We start from the raw sequence: 18979 nt of genomic DNA on the forward strand, positions 1-18979 counted from the left end.
TTTGTTGGTTTACGGTATTTTACGCTATCTTTTAAAAATCACATCTCAATCCTTTGAATATGCTATTCAAATATATTGATTATATAAAATCATAGACTAAGAAATTTAACCAAGCCTTTATGTGCCAATAATCTGTTGTGATATCATAAAGGCATTAGTTTTGATTGAAAATAACCTCAAAAAGGATAATAAAAGGTGACATTATCATCTGCCATGCTCTATCAAGAAATAGAGCAATTATCGTTGCGGGAGCAGCAACGGTTAAGAAAACGTCTACATGGCGTCGCTAAAATTAATAATGAAGAGTCCAAACAGGCGGTATTAAATGCAATTAAGCAAGATATCACCACAGCACACCAGATGATAATTCGCCGCCAAGCTAATTGTCCTGAAATTACTTACCCTGAAAACCTTCCTGTTAGTCAAAAGAAAGATGCTATTTATAATGCAATAAAAGATAACCAAGTCGTTATTATTGCAGGGGAAACTGGCTCAGGTAAAACAACACAGATCCCTAAAATTTGTCTTGAATTAGGGCGAGGGATCAAAGGATATATTGGCCATACTCAACCACGCCGTTTAGCCGCGCGCTCTGTATCTGAACGTATTGCTCATGAGTTAAAAAGTACGTTAGGAGAAGCTGTAGGTTATAAAGTTCGTTTTAGCGATCATGTTGGTGACAATACACTTGTTAAATTGATGACTGATGGGATTTTGTTAGCAGAATTACAGCAAGATAAACTGTTACTGCAATATGACACGATTATTATCGATGAAGCCCATGAGCGTAGTTTAAATATTGATTTCATTCTTGGCTATTTAAAACAGCTATTACCTAAACGTCCTGACTTAAAAGTTATCATCACGTCAGCAACCATTGATCCTGAGCGTTTTTCTAAACACTTTAGTCAAGCTCCAATTATTGAAGTTTCAGGTAGAACTTATCCTGTTGAAGTGAGATATCGCCCAATTGGTGGTGATGAACTGGATAGTGATAAGGATATGACTGATGGGATTATCGATGCTATTGATGAATTAAGCCGAGAAAGTGCGGGTGATATTCTTATTTTTATGAGTGGTGAACGAGAAATTCGCGATACTGCTGATGCTCTGAATAAATTACAACTTCGCCACACCGAAGTATTACCTTTATTTGCCCGCTTATCTAATAGTGAACAAAATCGAATTTTTCATCCTCATAATGGCAGACGCATTATTTTAGCAACCAACGTTGCCGAAACTTCATTAACTGTACCTGGTATTAAATACGTTATTGATACCGGTTTTGCGCGTGTCAGTCGTTATAGTTATCGGACTAAAGTACAACGACTTCCAATAGAGCCTATTTCTCAAGCTTCAGCAAATCAAAGAAAAGGGCGTTGTGGTCGTGTTTCTGATGGTATTTGTATTCGTCTTTATTCAGAAGATGATTTTATTTCTCGTGCTGAGTTTACTGATCCTGAAATATTAAGAACTAATCTTGCATCTGTTATTTTGCAAATGACCTCAATAGGATTAGGTGATATTAGTGCATTCCCATTTGTACAGCCACCTGATAAACGTAATATTCAAGATGGTGTTCGATTATTAGAAGAGCTAGGTGCATTACAAGAGGGAACCGATAATAATGGTGCTTATCGTTTAACCCCTATGGGAAAACAACTTGCACAACTTCCTATTGATCCTCGTTTAGCAAGAATGGTACTTGAAGCGCGTAAATATGGTGCTGTTAAAGAGTTGATGGTCATTACTTCCGCACTTTCAATTCAAGATCCTCGTGAAAGACCGATGGATAAACAACAAGCTTCTGATGAGAAACATCGGCGCTTCCAAGATAAAGATTCTGATTTCTTGTCTTTTTTAAACATGTGGGATTATTTGAAAACTCAACAAAAAGAGTTGAGTCATTCCCAGTTTAGAAAACTGTGTCGCCAAGAGTTTTTAAATTTTATGCGCGTGCGAGAGTGGCAAGATGTTTATACGCAATTAAGACAAGTTGTGAAAGAATTAGGTTTCCCTGTCAATAGTGAGCCTGCTGATTTTAGAAGTGTTCATGTTGCACTCCTAAGCGGTTTATTGTCGCATGTTGGACAAAAAGATGCGGATAAACAAGAGTTCACTGGTGCAAGAAATGCTCGTTTTTCTATTTATCCAGGCTCAGGTCTATTCAAAAAACCGCCTAAATGGACAATGGTGGCAGAGCTCGTTGAAACATCTCGTTTATGGGGGAGGATTGCGGCTCGGATTGAACCTGAGTGGATTGAACCTATTGCTGAACATCTGGTGAAGCATCAATATAGCGAACCCCATTGGTCAAAAGCGCAAGGCGCAGTAATGGCTAATGAAAAAGTGACATTATATGGTTTACCTATCGTTGCCTCTCGACCTATAAATTACAGTCAAATTGATCCGCTTTTATGCCGTGAACTGTTTATCCGACACGCCCTAGTGGAAGGGGATTGGCAAACTCGTCATGCATTTTTCCGTGACAACTTAAAACTACGGACAGAAGTTGAAGAGTTAGAGCATAAATCCCGTCGTCGTGACATTCTTGTCGATGATGAAACAATGTTTACCTTCTACGATCAGCGAATACCTCAGGACGTCGTTTCATCTCGTCATTTTGACAAATGGTGGAAAGATACACAAAAAACATCACCTGATCTGCTTAACTTTGAAAAAAGTATGCTTATTAAAGATGATGCTAAACGAGTTAGTGCATTAGATTATCCGAACTATTGGCAACAAGATAATTTAAAATTACGCCTCACTTATCAATTTGAACCCGGCACTGCAGCTGATGGTGTCACCGTTCATATTCCATTACCTATTTTGAATCAGGTAAAAAATGAAGGATTTGACTGGCAAATTCCGGGTATTCGTCATGAATTAATAGTGGCTCTAATTAAATCATTACCAAAACCTATCCGTCGTAATTTTGTACCTGCACCTAATTATGCTTCTGCATTTTTAGAGCGAGTACCTCAAGTTGAAGGTGATTTACTTGATAGACTTGAAAAAGAGTTACGTCGAATGACTGGGGTGATGGTTGATAGAGAAAGTTGGCAACTTGATCAAGTTGCCGACCACTTAAAAATGACATTCCGTGTTGTTGGCGAAAAAAATAAAACACTGGCAGAAAGTAAAGATCTCAATAAATTAAAAGATAACTTAAAGGAAAAAGTGCAAGAAACATTATCAGCAGTAGCCGATGATGGTATTGAACAACAAGATTTACATATTTGGAGTTTTGGTGATTTGCCTCAGCGATATGAACAAAAACGCGGTGGTTATTCAGTGAAGGCTTATCCTGCTTTAGTTGATGAAAAAAACAGTGTAGGTATTAAGCTTTTTGAAACAGAAACTGAACAACAAGCATCAATGTGGGAAGGGATACGACGGTTATTACTATTAAATATTCCTTCTCCAATTAAATACTTGCATGAAAAATTACCAAATAAAGCAAAACTTGGTCTTTATTTTAATCCTTATGGCAAAGTGCTTGATTTAATTGATGACTGTATCGCTTGTGGTGTTGATAAACTTATGGCGTCTTATGGCGGCTTAATTTGGCAAGAAGACGAATATCAAAAGCTACAAGAGTATGTCAGAGCAGAACTAAATGATGCTGTGGTTGATATAGCAAAACAAGTTGAAACAATTTTAACGCAGGTATTTGCCATCAATAAACGCTTAAAAGGGCGGGTTGATATTAGTGTTGCTTTTGCATTATCTGATATTAAAGCCCAGCTTGGGCAGTTGGTTTTTCCTGGTTTTGTTACCTCTCACGGCTGGAAACGCCTTGTTGATATTCCTCGTTATTTGAGTGCGATTGAAAAACGAATGGAAAAATTAGCTATCGATCCTAATCGTGATCGTGCACAAATGAGTCGAGTTGAAAATGTTATACAGCAATGGCAACAATGGCTAGGTAAACTGACTGAAAAACAAAAACAGCAAGATGATGTACAAAATATTCGCTGGATGATAGAGGAGTTAAGAGTGAGTCTATTTGCTCAACAGATAGGAACACCTTATCCAATCTCGGATAAACGTATATTGCAGGCAATGGAACAAATTAATTTTAACTAATTAAATAGTGACATGTTTGAACCCACGAAAACTAATGCTTTTCGTGGGTTTTTTTATACCCTTGGCAATTAATAGCTACCTATATATTAGTTACAACATACTATTGATTAGCTAACTTATTAGCACCTAACCATCCATATAAAAAATGACAGCTTAGTAGGGAAAAAATTACCGGTTTAAAAAATAGGGTTGTTAATAGAAACAAACATGAGAGAAAAAAAGAGAGAAAAGAGGTACGATTTTTATCGCACCTCTAGAAGTAACTTTAGTAAAGAGATAAATAACCTAATGCAGGAATGGCACCAAATAACACAAGTACCAACAGGATCTTCTCGCCTAAAAGTAAGGGGTTATTGTCTTTATATTGTTTGCGTGTATATAAAAACATTAAGATACCAGGTGCGTAAAGCACAACAGATAACAATAAATTAATAACACCAGACGCATAGAGTAACCATAAGCCATATAAACTTGCGGGTATGGCTATCAGTAACAAAGCACGGCTACTACGTGCAATAGCAACTTTAAATAGAAAAGCACCCACTAAGAAGTAAGGAACAAGGATCATCTCTGAAGCGATAGTCAGTAATGTGTTGTAGTTACTTCCTGTTAGCCAGATTAATACTAAAGAGAATTGAACAGCTAAGTTGGTAAACCATAATGAAGATGATGGTGCATCATTTTTATTTTGCTTACCAAGTTGTTTAGGGAATGAATGATGCAATGCTGCGATATAGGGAACTTCTGCAGCCATAATAGTCCAGCTTAAATATGCACCACAAACAGATAAAATAAGACCTGCAGCAATAATTATTTCACCCATACTACCAATCAGTTGTACAAGCAGAGGAGCCATTGACGGGTTTTTCATTGCAGCTAGATCAGCTTGGCTGACTAAACCTTGTGATAAAAGTGTCACAAGAATATAAATAATCAAAGCAATAACAACAGCAAGTACAGTCGCTAAACCAACATCTCGTCTATTTTTAGCTCTTGCAGAAACGACGACGGCACCTTCAATACCAATAAATACCCATAGTGTGATCAGCATTGTATTTTTAACTTGGTCCCAAACAGGAACACCCATATTTATTCCTTGGAAATCAAGGGTAAATATGTCCATATTGAAAGCTAATAGGGCGACAATAATAAATAATCCCAGCGGAATAAGTTTTGCCATTGTTGCCATTAAATTAATACTGGCTGCTGTTTGTACACCACGCAAGATAAGAAAGTGAACAACCCAAAGTAATATGGATTCTCCTATTAAGGCCTGCCAAGTATTACCATCACCAAAAATGACATTTTCTGGAGAGTCTGTAAAAAAACTGAAGGCAGCAAAGACAATAACAAGATAAGAAACGTTAGCGACAACCGCACAGACCCAATAACCCCATGCAGAGCAAAAACCAATAAACTCACCAAATCCTTCTTTAGCGTAAGTGAAAATACCACCATCAAGATCGGGGCGAAGGCGAGAGAGAAGCAATAAAGACGTGGCAAGAAAGAGTATCCCAACACCCGTTATCACCCAGCCAATAATCAATGCAGCAGGGCTAGCAACTTCAGCCATATTTTGAGGCAAACTGAATACACCAGCACCAACCATTGAGCTTAACACTAACGCGGTGAGTGATATTAAGCCAAGTTTTTTATTCAAGGATAATTACCTACGTGATTAAAATTGTAAATAAATAGCGTATTTTCTTGTTTTTTGGTCAGTAAATAGAATAAATATGAATATCTCAAATTTAAATAAAGATAAAAACACTAAAAAACAGCGAGATTTTACGGAGAGTTAACTTGGTTGTCTATGCATTAAATCATAAAAATTATGCACTTTTACAAAATGTGGTTTATTTGATTATATTTTGAGTAAAAAAAAACCTCGCATAAGCAAGGTTTTTATTAATTAGGAAGTTTTATTACTTGAATAGGTCAGCAGTAATAGTGACTGTACCACCATCACTTTGCCATTCATTGGTAATATGGTAATACTTGGCACCTTTTGCGGCAGCACGTTTAGCAACCTGATAAGAAATTTCTGGCGAGTTTACAAAGTATCCGCTAAATGTAATGGTATCAAAAGGGTCCATTAAGGCAGCAGCTGCTTTGTTAACTTCTTGGATTTCAGTACCATCAGGTAATGTGACAGTGTAACGACCACTTGCACCCGAAGTTTGTGTATCAGCAAATGCACCTACACTTCTATCAAAATCAGTGTTTGATGCAAGACCTGGCTTTTCAACTTTATTGGCAGAGGCTCCGCCTTCAGCAATAAGTGCGCGACCGGCATCAGAATCATAAGGAACAACGGCTTCTGGTGCTTGAATAGCGCGTTTAGGTGCATCTTTTTTGTAGATATAAGCTGTGACTTCTTGGTTACCACCATCATTTGTCGATACATTACGTACAATAAAGAATGATGCAGCACCTTTTTTAGCAGCCGCTTTTGCAATTGCATCGTTAATATCAGGGGTTGTTGGGAAGTAACCACGGATAGAAACAGTATCAAATGGTTGTAACAGAATTGCTTCAGGTTTTGGTAATTCAGTTACGCCATGAAAAACACGATAGCTTTCTTCTTCTGCTTTGGGTGCATCTTTATGGTATAGATCAGCAGTAACACTCATGTTGCCACTATCACTAATATCATCTAGACCTTGAATGTAGAAACTATCAGCACCGACTTTATCCGCACGACGAGATACCGCATCAGCGGCTTCATAAATAGCGTTAAAACGACCGATAACTGTGATTCTTTCAAATGGTTTTAGTTCTGCAGCTTGTTCGGGTGTTAATTCCTGAGCAGCCTGCGCAACAGTGATATTAGTTAAAGACAACATCGCTGCTGCGATGACTGAGGTTTTCAGCTTCATACAAAATCCTTCCGCCTTGCGCAATTAATATTGGTCATGTGCTGAACGTAGTGGTTTATCACATAGGGATTAATTATTACATGTAATAATAGCATTTGTCGCATTATTTTATTTAGCGAATCACCACAGAGTCAAATGACCAGTATATGTTACCAGATATTTACCTGAATATAGTGAATAATTCATAAATATGCCTTTTCGACTAAAATGATCCAATTAAGTTCAATTTTAGCTTTACACAGATATAGATTATTGGTTTTATTTTCAGTAGGTTATTAGAGCTCCGATTAATGGCATGCATATTATTATTTTTAACATTTTTTTTGCATGAATGTGAAGTTAATGGAGAAGTTTTAACAGGTCACTATGGATAAGAAGGGAAAATTATGCGAATTGGTATACCCAAAGAGCGACTTTCTAATGAAACAAGGGTTGCGGCAACACCAGCCACAGTAACTCAACTCATAAAATTAGGATTCACAGTCGCAATTGAAAATGGTGCTGGTATTGCTTCAAGCTTTGAAGATAAAGCTTATCAAGAAGCTGGCGCTGAAATCCTCGACCTCCAAAATGTTTGGCAGTCAGACATTATTTTGAAGGTTAATGCACCACTTGATAATGAAATAACATTATTGCAAGAAGGCGCAACGTTAGTGAGCTTTATATGGCCAGCACAAAATGCGCCATTGCTCGAAAAACTAGCTGAAAAGAACATTAATGTTATGGCCATGGATAGTGTGCCACGTATTTCTCGTGCACAATCTCTTGATGCATTGAGCTCGATGGCAAACATTGCTGGTTATCGTGCTGTTGTTGAAGCCGCTCATGAGTTTGGTCGATTCTTCACAGGGCAAATTACTGCTGCGGGTAAAGTACCACCAGCTAAAGTGATGGTGATTGGTGCCGGTGTTGCAGGTCTTGCTGCAATTGGTGCTGCAGGAAGCCTTGGCGCAATTGTTCGTGCATTTGATACTCGCCCTGAAGTGAAAGAACAAGTTCAAAGTATGGGCGCTGAATTCCTTGAGCTTGATTTTAAGGAAGAAGCAGGCAGTGGTGATGGTTACGCGAAGGTAATGTCAAAAGCCTTTATTGATGCTGAAATGGCGTTATTTGCAGAGCAAGCAAAAGATGTTGATATCATCATTACAACCGCATTAATTCCTGGAAAGCCAGCACCTCGTTTAATTACGAAAGAAATGGTTGATTCAATGAAGCCAGGGAGTGTGGTTGTTGATCTGGCTGCCCAAAATGGAGGGAACTGCGAATATACCGTACCTAATAAAGTCTTTACGACAGAACATGGCGTGAAAATTATTGGTTACACAGATCTTGCAGCTCGCTTGCCGGCACAATCGTCTCAGCTTTACGGTACTAACTTAGTCAATTTACTGAAATTACTTTGTAAAGAGAAAGACGGCAATATCAATATTGACTTTGATGATGTTGTTATTAGAGGTGTGACTGTTATTCGTGCTGGTGAAGTAACATGGCCTGCACCACCGATTCAAGTTTCAGCACAACCTAAAGTTGCACCTGCTGCGAAACCACAAGAGAAACCCGTTGCTAAACCTGTTTCACCTTGGAAGAAATACGGCTTATTAGCTATTGCTTTCTTATTATTTGCATGGCTTGCCAATGTTGCACCAAAAGAGTTTTTATCTCACTTTACGGTATTCGCGCTTTCTTGTGTGGTGGGATATTACGTTGTGTGGAATGTTAGCCATTCATTGCATACACCATTGATGTCAGTTACAAACGCAATTTCAGGCATTATCGTTGTCGGTGCTGTACTCCAAATTGGGAGTGGTGGTTGGGTTAGCCTCTTTTCGTTTGTCGCAATTTTAATTGCGAGTATTAATATTTTTGGTGGATTTACTGTTACTCAACGTATGTTGAAAATGTTCCGTAAAGGATAAGGGAGACAATTATGTCCAGCGGAGTTGTTACAGCGGCATATATTGTCGCCGCAATATTATTTATTTTTAGCCTTGCCGGCTTATCAAAGCATGAAACCTCTAAACAAGGTAACTACTTTGGTATTGCAGGGATGGCGATTGCACTGTTCGCAACCATTTTTGGGCCTTATGCTGGCAATGTAGGTTGGATCATTATTGCAATGGTAATCGGTGCTGTTATTGGTATCCGTTTAGCTAAAAAAGTCGAAATGACTCAAATGCCAGAATTGGTTGCAATCTTACACAGTTTTGTAGGTTTAGCGGCTGTTTTAGTAGGTTTTAACAGTTATCTTGACCACAACACAGCAATGGATACTGTGATGGTGAATATCCATCTAACAGAAGTCTTTTTAGGGATCTTCATTGGTGCTGTTACATTCACAGGTTCGATTGTTGCTTATGGTAAATTAAGTGGAAAAATGTCGTCGAAACCGATGATGTTGCCTAATCGCCATAAATTAAATCTTGCTGCTTTAGTTGTTTCTTTCTTATTGATGATTTGGTTTGTTAAAACCGACAGTGTTGGCTTACAAGTTTTCTTAATCATCGTAATGACAGTAATTGCATTAGCATTTGGTTGGCATTTAGTTGCATCGATAGGTGGCGCTGATATGCCAGTGGTTGTTTCGATGCTGAACTCCTACTCAGGATGGGCTGCTGCTGCCGCAGGCTTTATGTTGAGTAATGACTTGTTAATCGTAACCGGTGCATTAGTGGGTTCTTCAGGTGCGATCCTTTCTTATATTATGTGTAAAGCGATGAATCGTTCCTTTATTAGCGTAATAGCAGGTGGATTTGGTACAGATGGTTCAGCTCCAACTGAAGAAGGTGAAATGGGAGAGTATCGCGAAACAACGGCTGAAGAAGTCGCTGATATGCTGAAAAATTCAACTTCTGTAATTATCACTCCTGGTTATGGATTAGCGGTGGCTCAAGCACAATATCCTGTGCATGACATCACTGAGAAATTACGTCAACGTGGTGTGAAAGTACGTTTTGGTATTCACCCGGTAGCAGGGCGTTTACCGGGCCATATGAATGTATTGTTAGCGGAAGCTAAAGTGCCTTATGACGTTGTATTAGAAATGGATGAAATCAATGATGATTTCTCTGATACTGATACTGTTTTAGTTATTGGGGCTAACGATACGGTAAACCCAGCAGCACAAGATGATCCAAATAGCCCAATTGCAGGTATGCCAGTGTTAGAAGTGTGGAAAGCACAAAACGTCATTGTGTTTAAACGCTCCATGAATACAGGTTATGCTGGGGTTCAGAATCCTCTATTCTTTAAAGAGAATACGCAAATGTTATTTGGCGATGCTAAAGCTAGCGTAGACGCAATTTTAAAAGCACTGTGATAGATACAGATAGTGAATAGTGAAAAGCCAGTCAATTTTGACTGGCTTTTTTAATGGATACTTCAACAATCAATCGTGATCGCTATCAACTGTAATAGGGCAGGTAAAACCATCTGGTTTGATGGCCAATAAATCACATTTGATATGGTCTATCAGTTGTTCTGCGGTATTTCCTAAGAAGGCTGCTGAAAGCCCAGTTCTTCCTAAAATACCTAAAACAACAATACCTGCATTTAACTCTTCACAAACTTGAGGAATAACTTGTTCTGGTAATCCTTCTTTAACATGTGTTTTCTCTTCAGGGATGCAGAATTTCTGACGAAGTTCTTTCATCGCAATAAGATGCTGACCACGAAGTGCATTGTTATAAAGATTAGGATCAAAATCAGGTAACTCAATCGCAATATTAATTGGTGCAACAGGATAAGCACTGAGTAGATGAACATCAGGATCTTTTTGTATGCGATGAGACAAATCAGTTGTTAATTCGATAAGTTTTAGGTTAAGAGCATCATGATAAGATTCTTCATTTGATAAATTTGCTGCCACGACAATAGTACCGTATTCAGGCCACTCTTTATCTTTAACCATCCAGACAGGGCAAGGACATTTTCTAAGTAATTGCCAATCTAGAGGAGTAAAAATAAGGGAACCTAATTTATCGTGTTGATGAGCCATTTTTATGAGTAAGTCATGTTGATGTGCTACAACTTCTTCAATAATGGCTTCATAAGGTCGATTATGCCAAATGACTTTAATATCAATTTCTATACCGGCTTCAAGGTAATAGCGAGACTGCTGTTTGATCCAAGCTGCTTTTTGACTAATAACACCTTTGCGCATTGCGTTGCGTTCATCGGGAGATAAAAGGGTTGTCATGTCATAGGAGAGATCATAAACAGGTAGAAAAGCTTTTATCCGCCCACCATTACGCTGAACGATATAGACAGCACGGCGAAGTGCTGGTTGGTCATCTTGGTTAGGATCAATGACAACGAGAAGGTTTTGATATTTTTCCATTGTAATATCCTCTTTAGGGCTGGATTTATCCATCTACAATTTAAAGATAACCCAAGAAGATAAAATGCAATAGTACAAAATAGAAAACGGGGCACAAATTTGTGTGCCCCGTTATAAAATTAGCGAGTGAAATGTAACAGATATTAAACTTCAGCTGACGAAGGAAGTTTACCAGCTAGTTCACTTAATAACGTACCATCTTCGATGGTAATATATTTACCTTTAACGCTTAACATGCCACTTTTTTGGAAGCGACCTAATAAACGGCTAATCGTTTCAACGGTTAAACCCAAGTAATTACCGATATCACCGCGTGTCATGGTTAAACGGAATTCACGAGGAGAAAAACCACGCTGAGCGAAACGACGAGAGAGGTTATAAATAAAAGCAGCCAGACGTTCTTCTGCATTCTTTTTCGATAGCAGTAAGATCATCTCTTGGTCACCTTTGATTTCACCACTCATCAGGCGCATCATTTGTTGACGTAAGTTAGGCATTTTGCCTGACAGATCATCCAAAGTCTCAAATGGAATTTCGCAAACCATTGATGTTTCTAAGGCTTGAGCGAAACTAGGGTGTTCAGTATTAATAATGGCGTCAAATCCAACCAAATCACCAGCAAGATGAAATCCTGTTATTTGCTCGTCGCCTTCTTCCGTAATGGTATAACTTTTAATAGTACCGGAACGTATGGCGTAAAGTGATTTCAGCTCATCACCGGCTTTAAACAAGGTTTGACCTTTTTGGATGGGCTTTTTACGCTCGATAATATTATCGAGTTGATCAAGCTCATGCTCGTTTAAAGTAAACGGGATGCAGAGCTGGCTAATACTGCAATCCTGACAATGGATTGCACAACCGCCAGATTGGATTCGGCGAACGACGCGTTTTTCTGGGATCATAAGCTTGCTCATTACAAATAAAAATATTGATATGCGTCAATTTTAACACATATTGCAGTAATTGGTAAGGGGAATAACGATACGTGTAGAAATAATTCTGAATGTAACAAAACATGTATCTTGATAAAAACGATGTTTTGCTTAAAGGCTTATTTAGAACAATTTGCGCTAACCCTATACTCGATTGGTATATTATTCGATTTTCTAATGAAATTATAGTGCTATTACTAAATTATCCTCGTCAAAAGCCAAAAATGAAGGTGTGCTTCAATATTTTCTATCTTTATATTGACATTTAGTTTACGGCTTTACCTTAAATTCGTGTTTTTTATACATAACTCTTTATTTTCTTAACAAAAAATAAGTAAAGTTAACTAGGTGTATTTTTGATACAACTTAATGCTACCTTGAATTAGCTTTTCCTTATAAAAGATGGGGGAACTGCAAAGAAGTGTGGAAAATTGAAACATTCTATTACCTATTAAGTGGTATTGATGTACATCAATGAGGGTTTACCACTATACCCTATTATTTTCACTGATGAGAGTTGTTATGTGAGAATGATAAACTAATGAAAAAAATAGAAAAAAGTGAAGAAAACAAAGGGATGATGTCTTTAAGTCGTCGCCATTTTGTTCAAACAAGTGCGGCATTAGTTACTGTGCCTTTTTTCGCACGAAATGCACAAGCTAATACAGATAAAAGCTTACCTATTGCACGAAATGATAAAGAACCGGCCACTGTTGTTGCTACATGCAGTACTTTTGACTGTGGTGGTAAGTGTGATATCCGTGCACATATAAAGGAAGGTATTGTTACTCGTATTACCACGAGACCAGATAATGAATTAGATGAAGCGATGCCTGTTATGAGGGCATGTGTGCGTGGACGAGGTTATCGCAAGTTTTCTTACCATGCTGATAGATTGAAATACCCAATGAAAAGGGTCGGCAAACGTGGTGAAGGCAAATTTGAACGCATTTCATGGGATGAGGCAACAACGCTCATTGCGGAAAATGTGACACGTTTGACGGAAAAACATGGTGCTGCAAGTCGTTTTTTAACAGTGAGCACAGCAGTAACAGGGGGGATCTTCTCTGGTGATACCATGATGAAGAAACTCTTTAATTTAACAGGAGGCTATCTTCCTTATTACCATTCGGTTAGCTTGGGTAACACCTTAAAGGTAACGCCTTATACTTATGGTATTGCAAAAACAGGTAGCTCTTTAGACACCCTTGAAGACACACCATTAGTGATCTTATGGGGCCATAACCCTAATGAAACTATTTTTGGGCATACTAACCATTATTTTCAAAAGATGAAAAATAATGGTACTAAATTTATTGTGGTCGATCCTCGTTATTCTGATACCGCCCAATCTCTTGCTGACCAATGGATACCGCTTTTACCAACAACTGATAATGCTTTAATGGATGCAATGATGTATGTCATTGTCACCGAAAACCTTCATGACAAACCTTTTATTGATAAATATGTTATTGGCTTTGATGAAGAGCATATGCCAGAAGGTGTTCCTGCTAATGAGTCCTTGGTAGCTTATTTGACAGGTAAAAAAGATGGAATAGAAAAAACACCTGAATGGGCAGAAAAAATTACTCGAGTACCTGCAAATACCATTCGCCAACTTGCACGTGAATATGCCATGACAAAACCTGCTGCCTTAATTCAAGGCTGGGGACCTCAACGTCATATTTGTGGTGAACGCAGTGCTAGAGGCTCGTCATTACTCGCTGCTATTACAGGAAATGTTGGTAAGAAAGGGGCGTGGGCGGCTGGATATGGTGGTATTGGTAACCGTCAATCTATGCGTGGGCCTAATATTGGCGAAAACCCAATAAAAGCTAAAATCTCTATTATGAACTGGATGCAGGCCGTTGAAGATGCAAGTAAAGTTCGTGCTGAAGATGGGCTTCTTGATGCAGATAAACTTGATACTAATATCAAAATGATCTTCTCATTAGCGGGTAATTATTTAGTTAACCAAAATCCCGATGTGAATGCAGCAGCAAAATTATTAGCAGATGACTCGAAAGTAGAATTTATTGTTGTTAGTGATCTCTATTTATCACCTTCTGCAAAATATGCCGATCTCGTTTTACCTGAAACCAGTTTCTTGGAACGCTGGAACATAGGAAATACGTGGGGAACAGGAAATTACTTCCTACTTTCTGAAAAAGTTGTTGAGCCCGCTTTTGAACGCCGTTCTGATTATGAATGGATTACAGAAGTTGCTGAAAAAATGGGTGTAAAAGAAGCTTTCACTGAAGGTCGTAGTGAGAAAGAATGGATTGCTCACCTTGTTGATATTAACAAAACACGTTTTGAAGATAGACCTGATTTTCCTAATTTTGAAGAGTTACAAAAAACACGCCGTTATCTGTTTAAAGATAAACCTTTCGTTGCCTTTGAAAAAAACATCAGTGACTTTGAAAATAATCCATTCCCAACACCTTCAGGTAAAATTGAGATTTTTTCTAAACGTCTTTATGACATGAATAATCCGGATATTCCGGCTTTGTCTCATTATGTGCCAGCAATTGAAGGCCCAGAAGACAAATTAACAGAAAAATATCCATTACAAATGTTGACTTGGAAAGGAAAAAATCGAGCTAACTCAACGCAGTATGCTAACCCTTGGTTACAAGAAGCTCAACGTCAAGAGGCGTGGATAAATCCAATTGATGCTGAAAATAGAGGTATCAAAAATGGTGATATGGTGCGTATTTATAACGAACGCGGAATAACTGAGATCCCAGCATTAGTAACACAACGCATTATTCCTGGTGTTGTTGGTTTACAAGCTGGTGCTTGGTGGGCTCCCGATGAAAACGGCGTTGATCATGGGGGATGCCCTAACGTTTTAACATCGACACGAATGACACCATTATCACATGGTAATTCACATTTAACTGTTTTAGTTGAGGTAACCAAAGCATGAGTGACTTTAAAGAATATGCACCGGTAAGCGACGAACAGCTCGGTTTCTTTATTGATTCCTCTCGTTGTTCTGGTTGCAAAGCTTGCCAAGTAGCATGTAAAGATAAAAATAATTTAGAAGTTGGTCGTCGTTTTCGCCGTATTTATGAAGTAAAAGGAGGCGGTTTTGCACCGACAGGGCAAGGTGGTTTGGTTAATAATGTGTTTGCATATACATTAACTATTTCTTGTAACCACTGCGAATCACCCGTTTGTGTGAAAAACTGCCCAACAACAGCAATGCACAAACGTGAAGGTGATGGCATTGTTCGTGTTGATACCTCTAAATGTGTAGGTTGTGGTTATTGCGCATGGTCATGCCCTTATGGCGCACCACAAATGAATGAAGAGACCGGACAAATGTCAAAATGTGATTTTTGTATTGATTTACTATCAGAAGGCAAAAATCCAATTTGTGTTGATACATGCCCGCTAAATGCGATTAAGTTTGGCAAGATTAAAGAGTTAAGAGCGAAATATGGGCATTTAAGCCAAGTTCAAGGATTACCTGACTTTACGATGACAAATCCAAATTTAGTTATCAAACCTCATACTGGTGCGACGAAAAAGGGAGGAGTTCAAGCATGAATGAATGGCCATTAGTGACCTTTACTTTATTCGTCCAGAGTTCTGTTGGCGTAACTCTTTTTTCAGCCCTTTATTTTTGTTGGTTAGAAAAAGAGATTGGTAATCAAAGAGCCACGGTTGCTATGCGACCCGTGTTATTAACTGCCGCTATTTTAGGGTGTTTAGGATTATTAGCATCAACGTTACATATGGGATATCCATGGAATGCTTTTCATGCATTACGCCATATTTCTTCATCATGGTTGAGTCGTGAAATCATATTTGCTGCTGTTTATCTTGGTGCGTTATGCCTTTATACCTTAGTGGTTTTGATTAAAGGGCACATGAACAAAACCTTATTAGCGGTTATTGGTCTGCTTGGCATCATTGATATAATTTGTATGGCGTCATTGTATTACAACACTTCGATGCTGACATGGATGCACATTAATACTTACTTTATGTTTATAGGCGCACTATTTTCAACTGGGGCCGCTATAGCGCTATTAATAACAGCACTTCGCGTTAAAGCCTTTGTAAATAGTGAGCTAGCAAAAAGAATTGTAATCAGTGCATTAGTGGTTATTTTCCTTGCAGTAACATTACGTATGGCGGAGCAACCCTTTTATTTAGAATGGATGTCATCAGTCATTTCAACAAATGATGCAATAACGTTCCCTCATACGCCTATCATTGCGTATAATGAAACATTCGGATTAAGAATATCTGCATGGATTTTGTCAATTCTTGGTATTTTAATGATGGGATACAGCGTATGGAAATATCGTAATGCTGTATTTACTTCAGGATTGCGTATGGTATTAGCAAGTAGCGCAACAATACTGATTGCAGAAATTCTCAATCGTTTTGCATTCTTTATTGTAAAGTAGTGGAGTAGTGAAGTATGAGGCGTTTTATTAAGGTGGATCTTCCTCCTGAACCAATTATTAATGATAAATGTGTTAGAAAACGCCTCAAACAAAGCCTATGTGATAGTTGCTCTAAAGTGTGTCCTGTGGGCGCTATCACTTTTGGTCATCTAGATGTAAAGATAGATAATGAACGCTGTTTTCAATGCGGTAATTGTCTATTTACTTGCCCTGTAGATGCAATAGAAAACATTACACCTCATGAAAGAACACATCAGGATAATTATCTTGTTGTTAATCATGATGAACCACTAGCAAGCACAGAAGAATTGTTAGTGTGGCATCGTCAATATCACATTAGAGGAATGAAAATAGCGCAGCCTTTAGTGGATAAATGGCTTCCTGTTTTGGCGAATTTAAATATTCAACTAAAAACATTACAAGAGCCTATCTGGCAATTAATGATCACAGAACCTACTGATATTGATAGTGGTCGTCGTTTTATGCTTTTTCGTCAAAAACTTGATGAAAAACCATTAAATAAAGATCAAGTAAGAACAGGGTTAAATGCAAGAAAACAACTATATCCAGAAGATAGTTGGTTCCAAATTCAGTTAGATACCGAAACGTGTATTCTTTGTTCCGCATGTGCAAAGGTCTGTGATGAAGGTGCGATTGAACTCGAAAACAATATATTCCAACTGGATGAAAAACGTTGTACTGGTTGTATGAATTGTGAAGTTGTTTGTTTTCCTAAATCCATTCATGTTAAAGAACATGTCGCTAAAAATAACGAACCTATTTTTTATCACTATTATGATGCACACTGTGAAAAATGTCGGTTAGCTTTCTTATCATGGAAATCTGACGCAACATTATGCCCGATTTGCATACAACATCAGAAGCAAGGTTGGTTATAATCTTCCTTTAAATACACTTTGATCTATTTATTGCTTAATTGGCGAACACTTTTCTTGAAATAAGTAAGATAAGCGATAGAAAAAGCTTAATTAGCGTTAAGATCAGAGAGTGGATAAATTAAATGGGAGCATATGATGAATAATGTTTTACCTGCAAACATGTTAGAGATTGCTATTACAGAACCTGGTGATATAGACAAATTACAAGCAAAAATATCACCCATACCTTCACTTCCTCCTCATTATCTTTTAATTAAAGTTGCCGCCTCAGGTGTTAATCGACCTGATATCTTTCAAAGACAAGGAAGCTATCCGCCACCAGCAGATGCTTCGCCTATTCCTGGCCTTGAAGTTGCTGGAGAAGTAGTGGCTTTAGGTGAAAGTTGTACTAAATGGCAATTGGGTGATCGGGTTTGCGCTTTAGTCGCAGGTGGTGGTTACTCTCAATATTGTATTGCACATGAAGACATCGCATTACCATCAATGAATTTAACAGATATTGAAGCAGCTGCATTACCTGAAAACTTCTTTACTGTCTGGGCTAATTTATTCCAGTTAGGCAAACTAAAACAGGGCGAATCTGTTCTTATTCATGGTGGAACTTCTGGGATCGGTTCTACTGCAATTATGCTTGCCCATGCTATAGGGGCAACCATTTATACAACCGTAGGTTCTGAAGAAAAAAAGGAAGTAGCTTACAAAATTGGTGCTGATTATGTCATCAATTACAAACAAACCGATTTTGCTAAAGAAATTCCTATCTTAACTCACGGTAAAGGTGTCGATGTTGTACTTGATATTATCGGTGGAGATTATGTCGAGAAGAACTACCAAGTTGCGAGCAAATTTGGACGCATAATACAAGTGGGCATGATGAAAGGGATGCCTAAAAACGTAAATATGATGCCAATGATGATTAAACGATTAATTCATACCGGCTCAACGATGCGTTCCCGTTCAGTAGAAGAAAAAGCTCACATTGCACAAGAATTAAAACAACATGTGTGGCCATTGATTGCTGAAGGTAAAATTAAGCCAATAATTAATGCTATTTTCCCATTAACAGAAGCAGGAAAAGCTCATCAGTTAATGGAGTCTGGTGATTTAATTGGTAAAGTTATGCTGGAAAATACGACTTATAACGTAAATGATAGTAACTAAGGGTATTAAATATTATTTGTTATAAGAAGTAATGGTTATTTTTTGTTTAAAAAAGCGAATATTCCGAAAAACACATGAGCAATTTATCATGTGTTTTTTTATATATTGAAGTAAAAATGAATAACAATTAAATAAATATATTTTTGGTGGCGCATAAAATTTATTATCCATCCTTTTTAATTGATGCTGGACGATAGAAATATTTATTAATTCTAATTAAGGTAGGTTTAAGTATTAACCTTAGTAAAAATAA

The 18979-nt window shown here is 37.9% G+C and carries 12 protein-coding genes; 8 read left to right on the forward strand and 4 right to left on the reverse strand.

Going from position 1 to position 18979, the window contains the following annotated elements; genetic code table 11:
* Positions 1–195 precede the first annotated feature (195 nt).
* Complete coding sequence (hrpA, locus tag DK866_RS05965; RefSeq protein ID WP_162556980.1) at positions 196–4092, forward strand: ATP-dependent RNA helicase HrpA; 3897 nt, start codon at positions 196–198, stop codon at positions 4090–4092.
* 265 nt (positions 4093–4357) lie between these two features.
* On the opposite strand, the gene DK866_RS05970 is transcribed toward hrpA, so the two are convergent.
* Together DK866_RS05970 and ydgH are read right to left on the reverse strand one after the other, a co-directional pair.
* Positions 4358–5752 carry a basic amino acid/polyamine antiporter gene (locus tag DK866_RS05970; RefSeq protein WP_109408125.1) on the reverse strand — a complete coding sequence of 465 codons (1395 nt, stop codon included), beginning with the start codon at positions 5750–5752 and terminating at the stop codon, positions 4358–4360.
* Positions 5753–6017: 265 nt separating this feature from the next.
* Positions 6018–6971, reverse strand: a complete 954-nt coding sequence (gene ydgH, locus DK866_RS05975) for a DUF1471 family protein YdgH (RefSeq protein WP_109408126.1) — start codon at positions 6969–6971, stop codon at positions 6018–6020.
* A gap of 386 nt (positions 6972–7357) precedes the next feature.
* Here ydgH and pntA point away from each other — a divergent pair, with 386 nt between their 5' ends.
* Positions 7358–8887 carry a Re/Si-specific NAD(P)(+) transhydrogenase subunit alpha gene (gene pntA / locus DK866_RS05980; RefSeq protein ID WP_109408127.1) on the forward strand — a complete coding sequence of 510 codons (1530 nt, stop codon included), beginning with the start codon at positions 7358–7360 and terminating at the stop codon, positions 8885–8887.
* A gap of 11 nt (positions 8888–8898) precedes the next feature.
* Positions 8899–10287, forward strand: a complete 1389-nt coding sequence (gene pntB, locus DK866_RS05985) for a Re/Si-specific NAD(P)(+) transhydrogenase subunit beta (RefSeq protein ID WP_109408128.1) — start codon at positions 8899–8901, stop codon at positions 10285–10287.
* A gap of 69 nt (positions 10288–10356) precedes the next feature.
* On the opposite strand, the gene uspE is transcribed toward pntB, so the two are convergent.
* Both uspE and DK866_RS05995 read right to left on the reverse strand, forming a co-directional pair.
* Entirely contained in the window at positions 10357–11307 is a 951-nt protein-coding gene (gene uspE, locus DK866_RS05990; protein WP_109408129.1) for a universal stress protein UspE, read from the reverse strand.
* Between the two features lie 143 nt (positions 11308–11450).
* Entirely contained in the window at positions 11451–12209 is a 759-nt protein-coding gene (locus DK866_RS05995) for an FNR family transcription factor (RefSeq protein ID WP_072068170.1), read from the reverse strand.
* Between the two features lie 571 nt (positions 12210–12780).
* Between DK866_RS05995 and DK866_RS06000 the strand changes: the two genes are divergently transcribed.
* From DK866_RS06000 to DK866_RS06020, 5 genes are all read left to right on the forward strand, one after another.
* Positions 12781–15171, forward strand: a complete 2391-nt coding sequence (locus DK866_RS06000) for a DMSO/selenate family reductase complex A subunit (protein ID WP_109408130.1) — start codon at positions 12781–12783, stop codon at positions 15169–15171.
* Positions 15168–15797 (forward strand): DMSO/selenate family reductase complex B subunit, encoded by a 630-nt coding sequence (locus DK866_RS06005; protein ID WP_109408131.1) that lies wholly within the window; start codon positions 15168–15170, stop codon positions 15795–15797. Before DK866_RS06000 ends, DK866_RS06005 begins: the two co-directional genes overlap by 4 nt.
* Positions 15794–16666: a dimethyl sulfoxide reductase anchor subunit family protein gene (locus DK866_RS06010; protein ID WP_109408132.1), complete on the forward strand. Its 873-nt coding sequence runs from the start codon at positions 15794–15796 to the stop codon at positions 16664–16666. Before DK866_RS06005 ends, DK866_RS06010 begins: the two co-directional genes overlap by 4 nt.
* A gap of 14 nt (positions 16667–16680) precedes the next feature.
* On the forward strand, positions 16681–17565 hold the full coding sequence (locus DK866_RS06015) for a 4Fe-4S binding protein (RefSeq protein ID WP_109408133.1): 885 nt from the start codon (positions 16681–16683) through the stop codon (positions 17563–17565).
* 132 nt (positions 17566–17697) lie between these two features.
* Positions 17698–18726, forward strand: coding sequence for an NAD(P)H-quinone oxidoreductase (locus DK866_RS06020; protein WP_109408134.1), 1029 nt, complete (start codon positions 17698–17700; stop codon positions 18724–18726).
* Positions 18727–18979: the final 253 nt, after the last annotated feature.

The organism is Proteus genomosp. 4 str. ATCC 51469 (genome assembly GCF_003144375.1).
Lineage (GTDB): Bacteria > Pseudomonadota > Gammaproteobacteria > Enterobacterales > Enterobacteriaceae > Proteus.

Excerpts from the sequence above, each read along its gene's own strand:
- ydgH (WP_109408126.1), bottom strand. The coding sequence starts at position 6,971 with ATGAAGCTGAAAACCTCAGTCATCGCAGCAGCGATGTTGTCTTTAACT.
- pntA (WP_109408127.1), top strand. The coding sequence starts at position 7,358 with ATGCGAATTGGTATACCCAAAGAGCGACTTTCTAATGAAACAAGGGTT.
- pntB (WP_109408128.1), top strand. The coding sequence starts at position 8,899 with ATGTCCAGCGGAGTTGTTACAGCGGCATATATTGTCGCCGCAATATTA.
- uspE (WP_109408129.1), bottom strand. The coding sequence starts at position 11,307 with ATGGAAAAATATCAAAACCTTCTCGTTGTCATTGATCCTAACCAAGAT.
- DK866_RS05995 (WP_072068170.1), bottom strand. The coding sequence starts at position 12,209 with ATGATCCCAGAAAAACGCGTCGTTCGCCGAATCCAATCTGGCGGTTGT.
- DK866_RS06000 (WP_109408130.1), top strand. The coding sequence starts at position 12,781 with ATGAAAAAAATAGAAAAAAGTGAAGAAAACAAAGGGATGATGTCTTTA.
- DK866_RS06005 (WP_109408131.1), top strand. The coding sequence starts at position 15,168 with ATGAGTGACTTTAAAGAATATGCACCGGTAAGCGACGAACAGCTCGGT.
- DK866_RS06010 (WP_109408132.1), top strand. The coding sequence starts at position 15,794 with ATGAATGAATGGCCATTAGTGACCTTTACTTTATTCGTCCAGAGTTCT.
- DK866_RS06015 (WP_109408133.1), top strand. The coding sequence starts at position 16,681 with ATGAGGCGTTTTATTAAGGTGGATCTTCCTCCTGAACCAATTATTAAT.
- DK866_RS06020 (WP_109408134.1), top strand. The coding sequence starts at position 17,698 with ATGATGAATAATGTTTTACCTGCAAACATGTTAGAGATTGCTATTACA.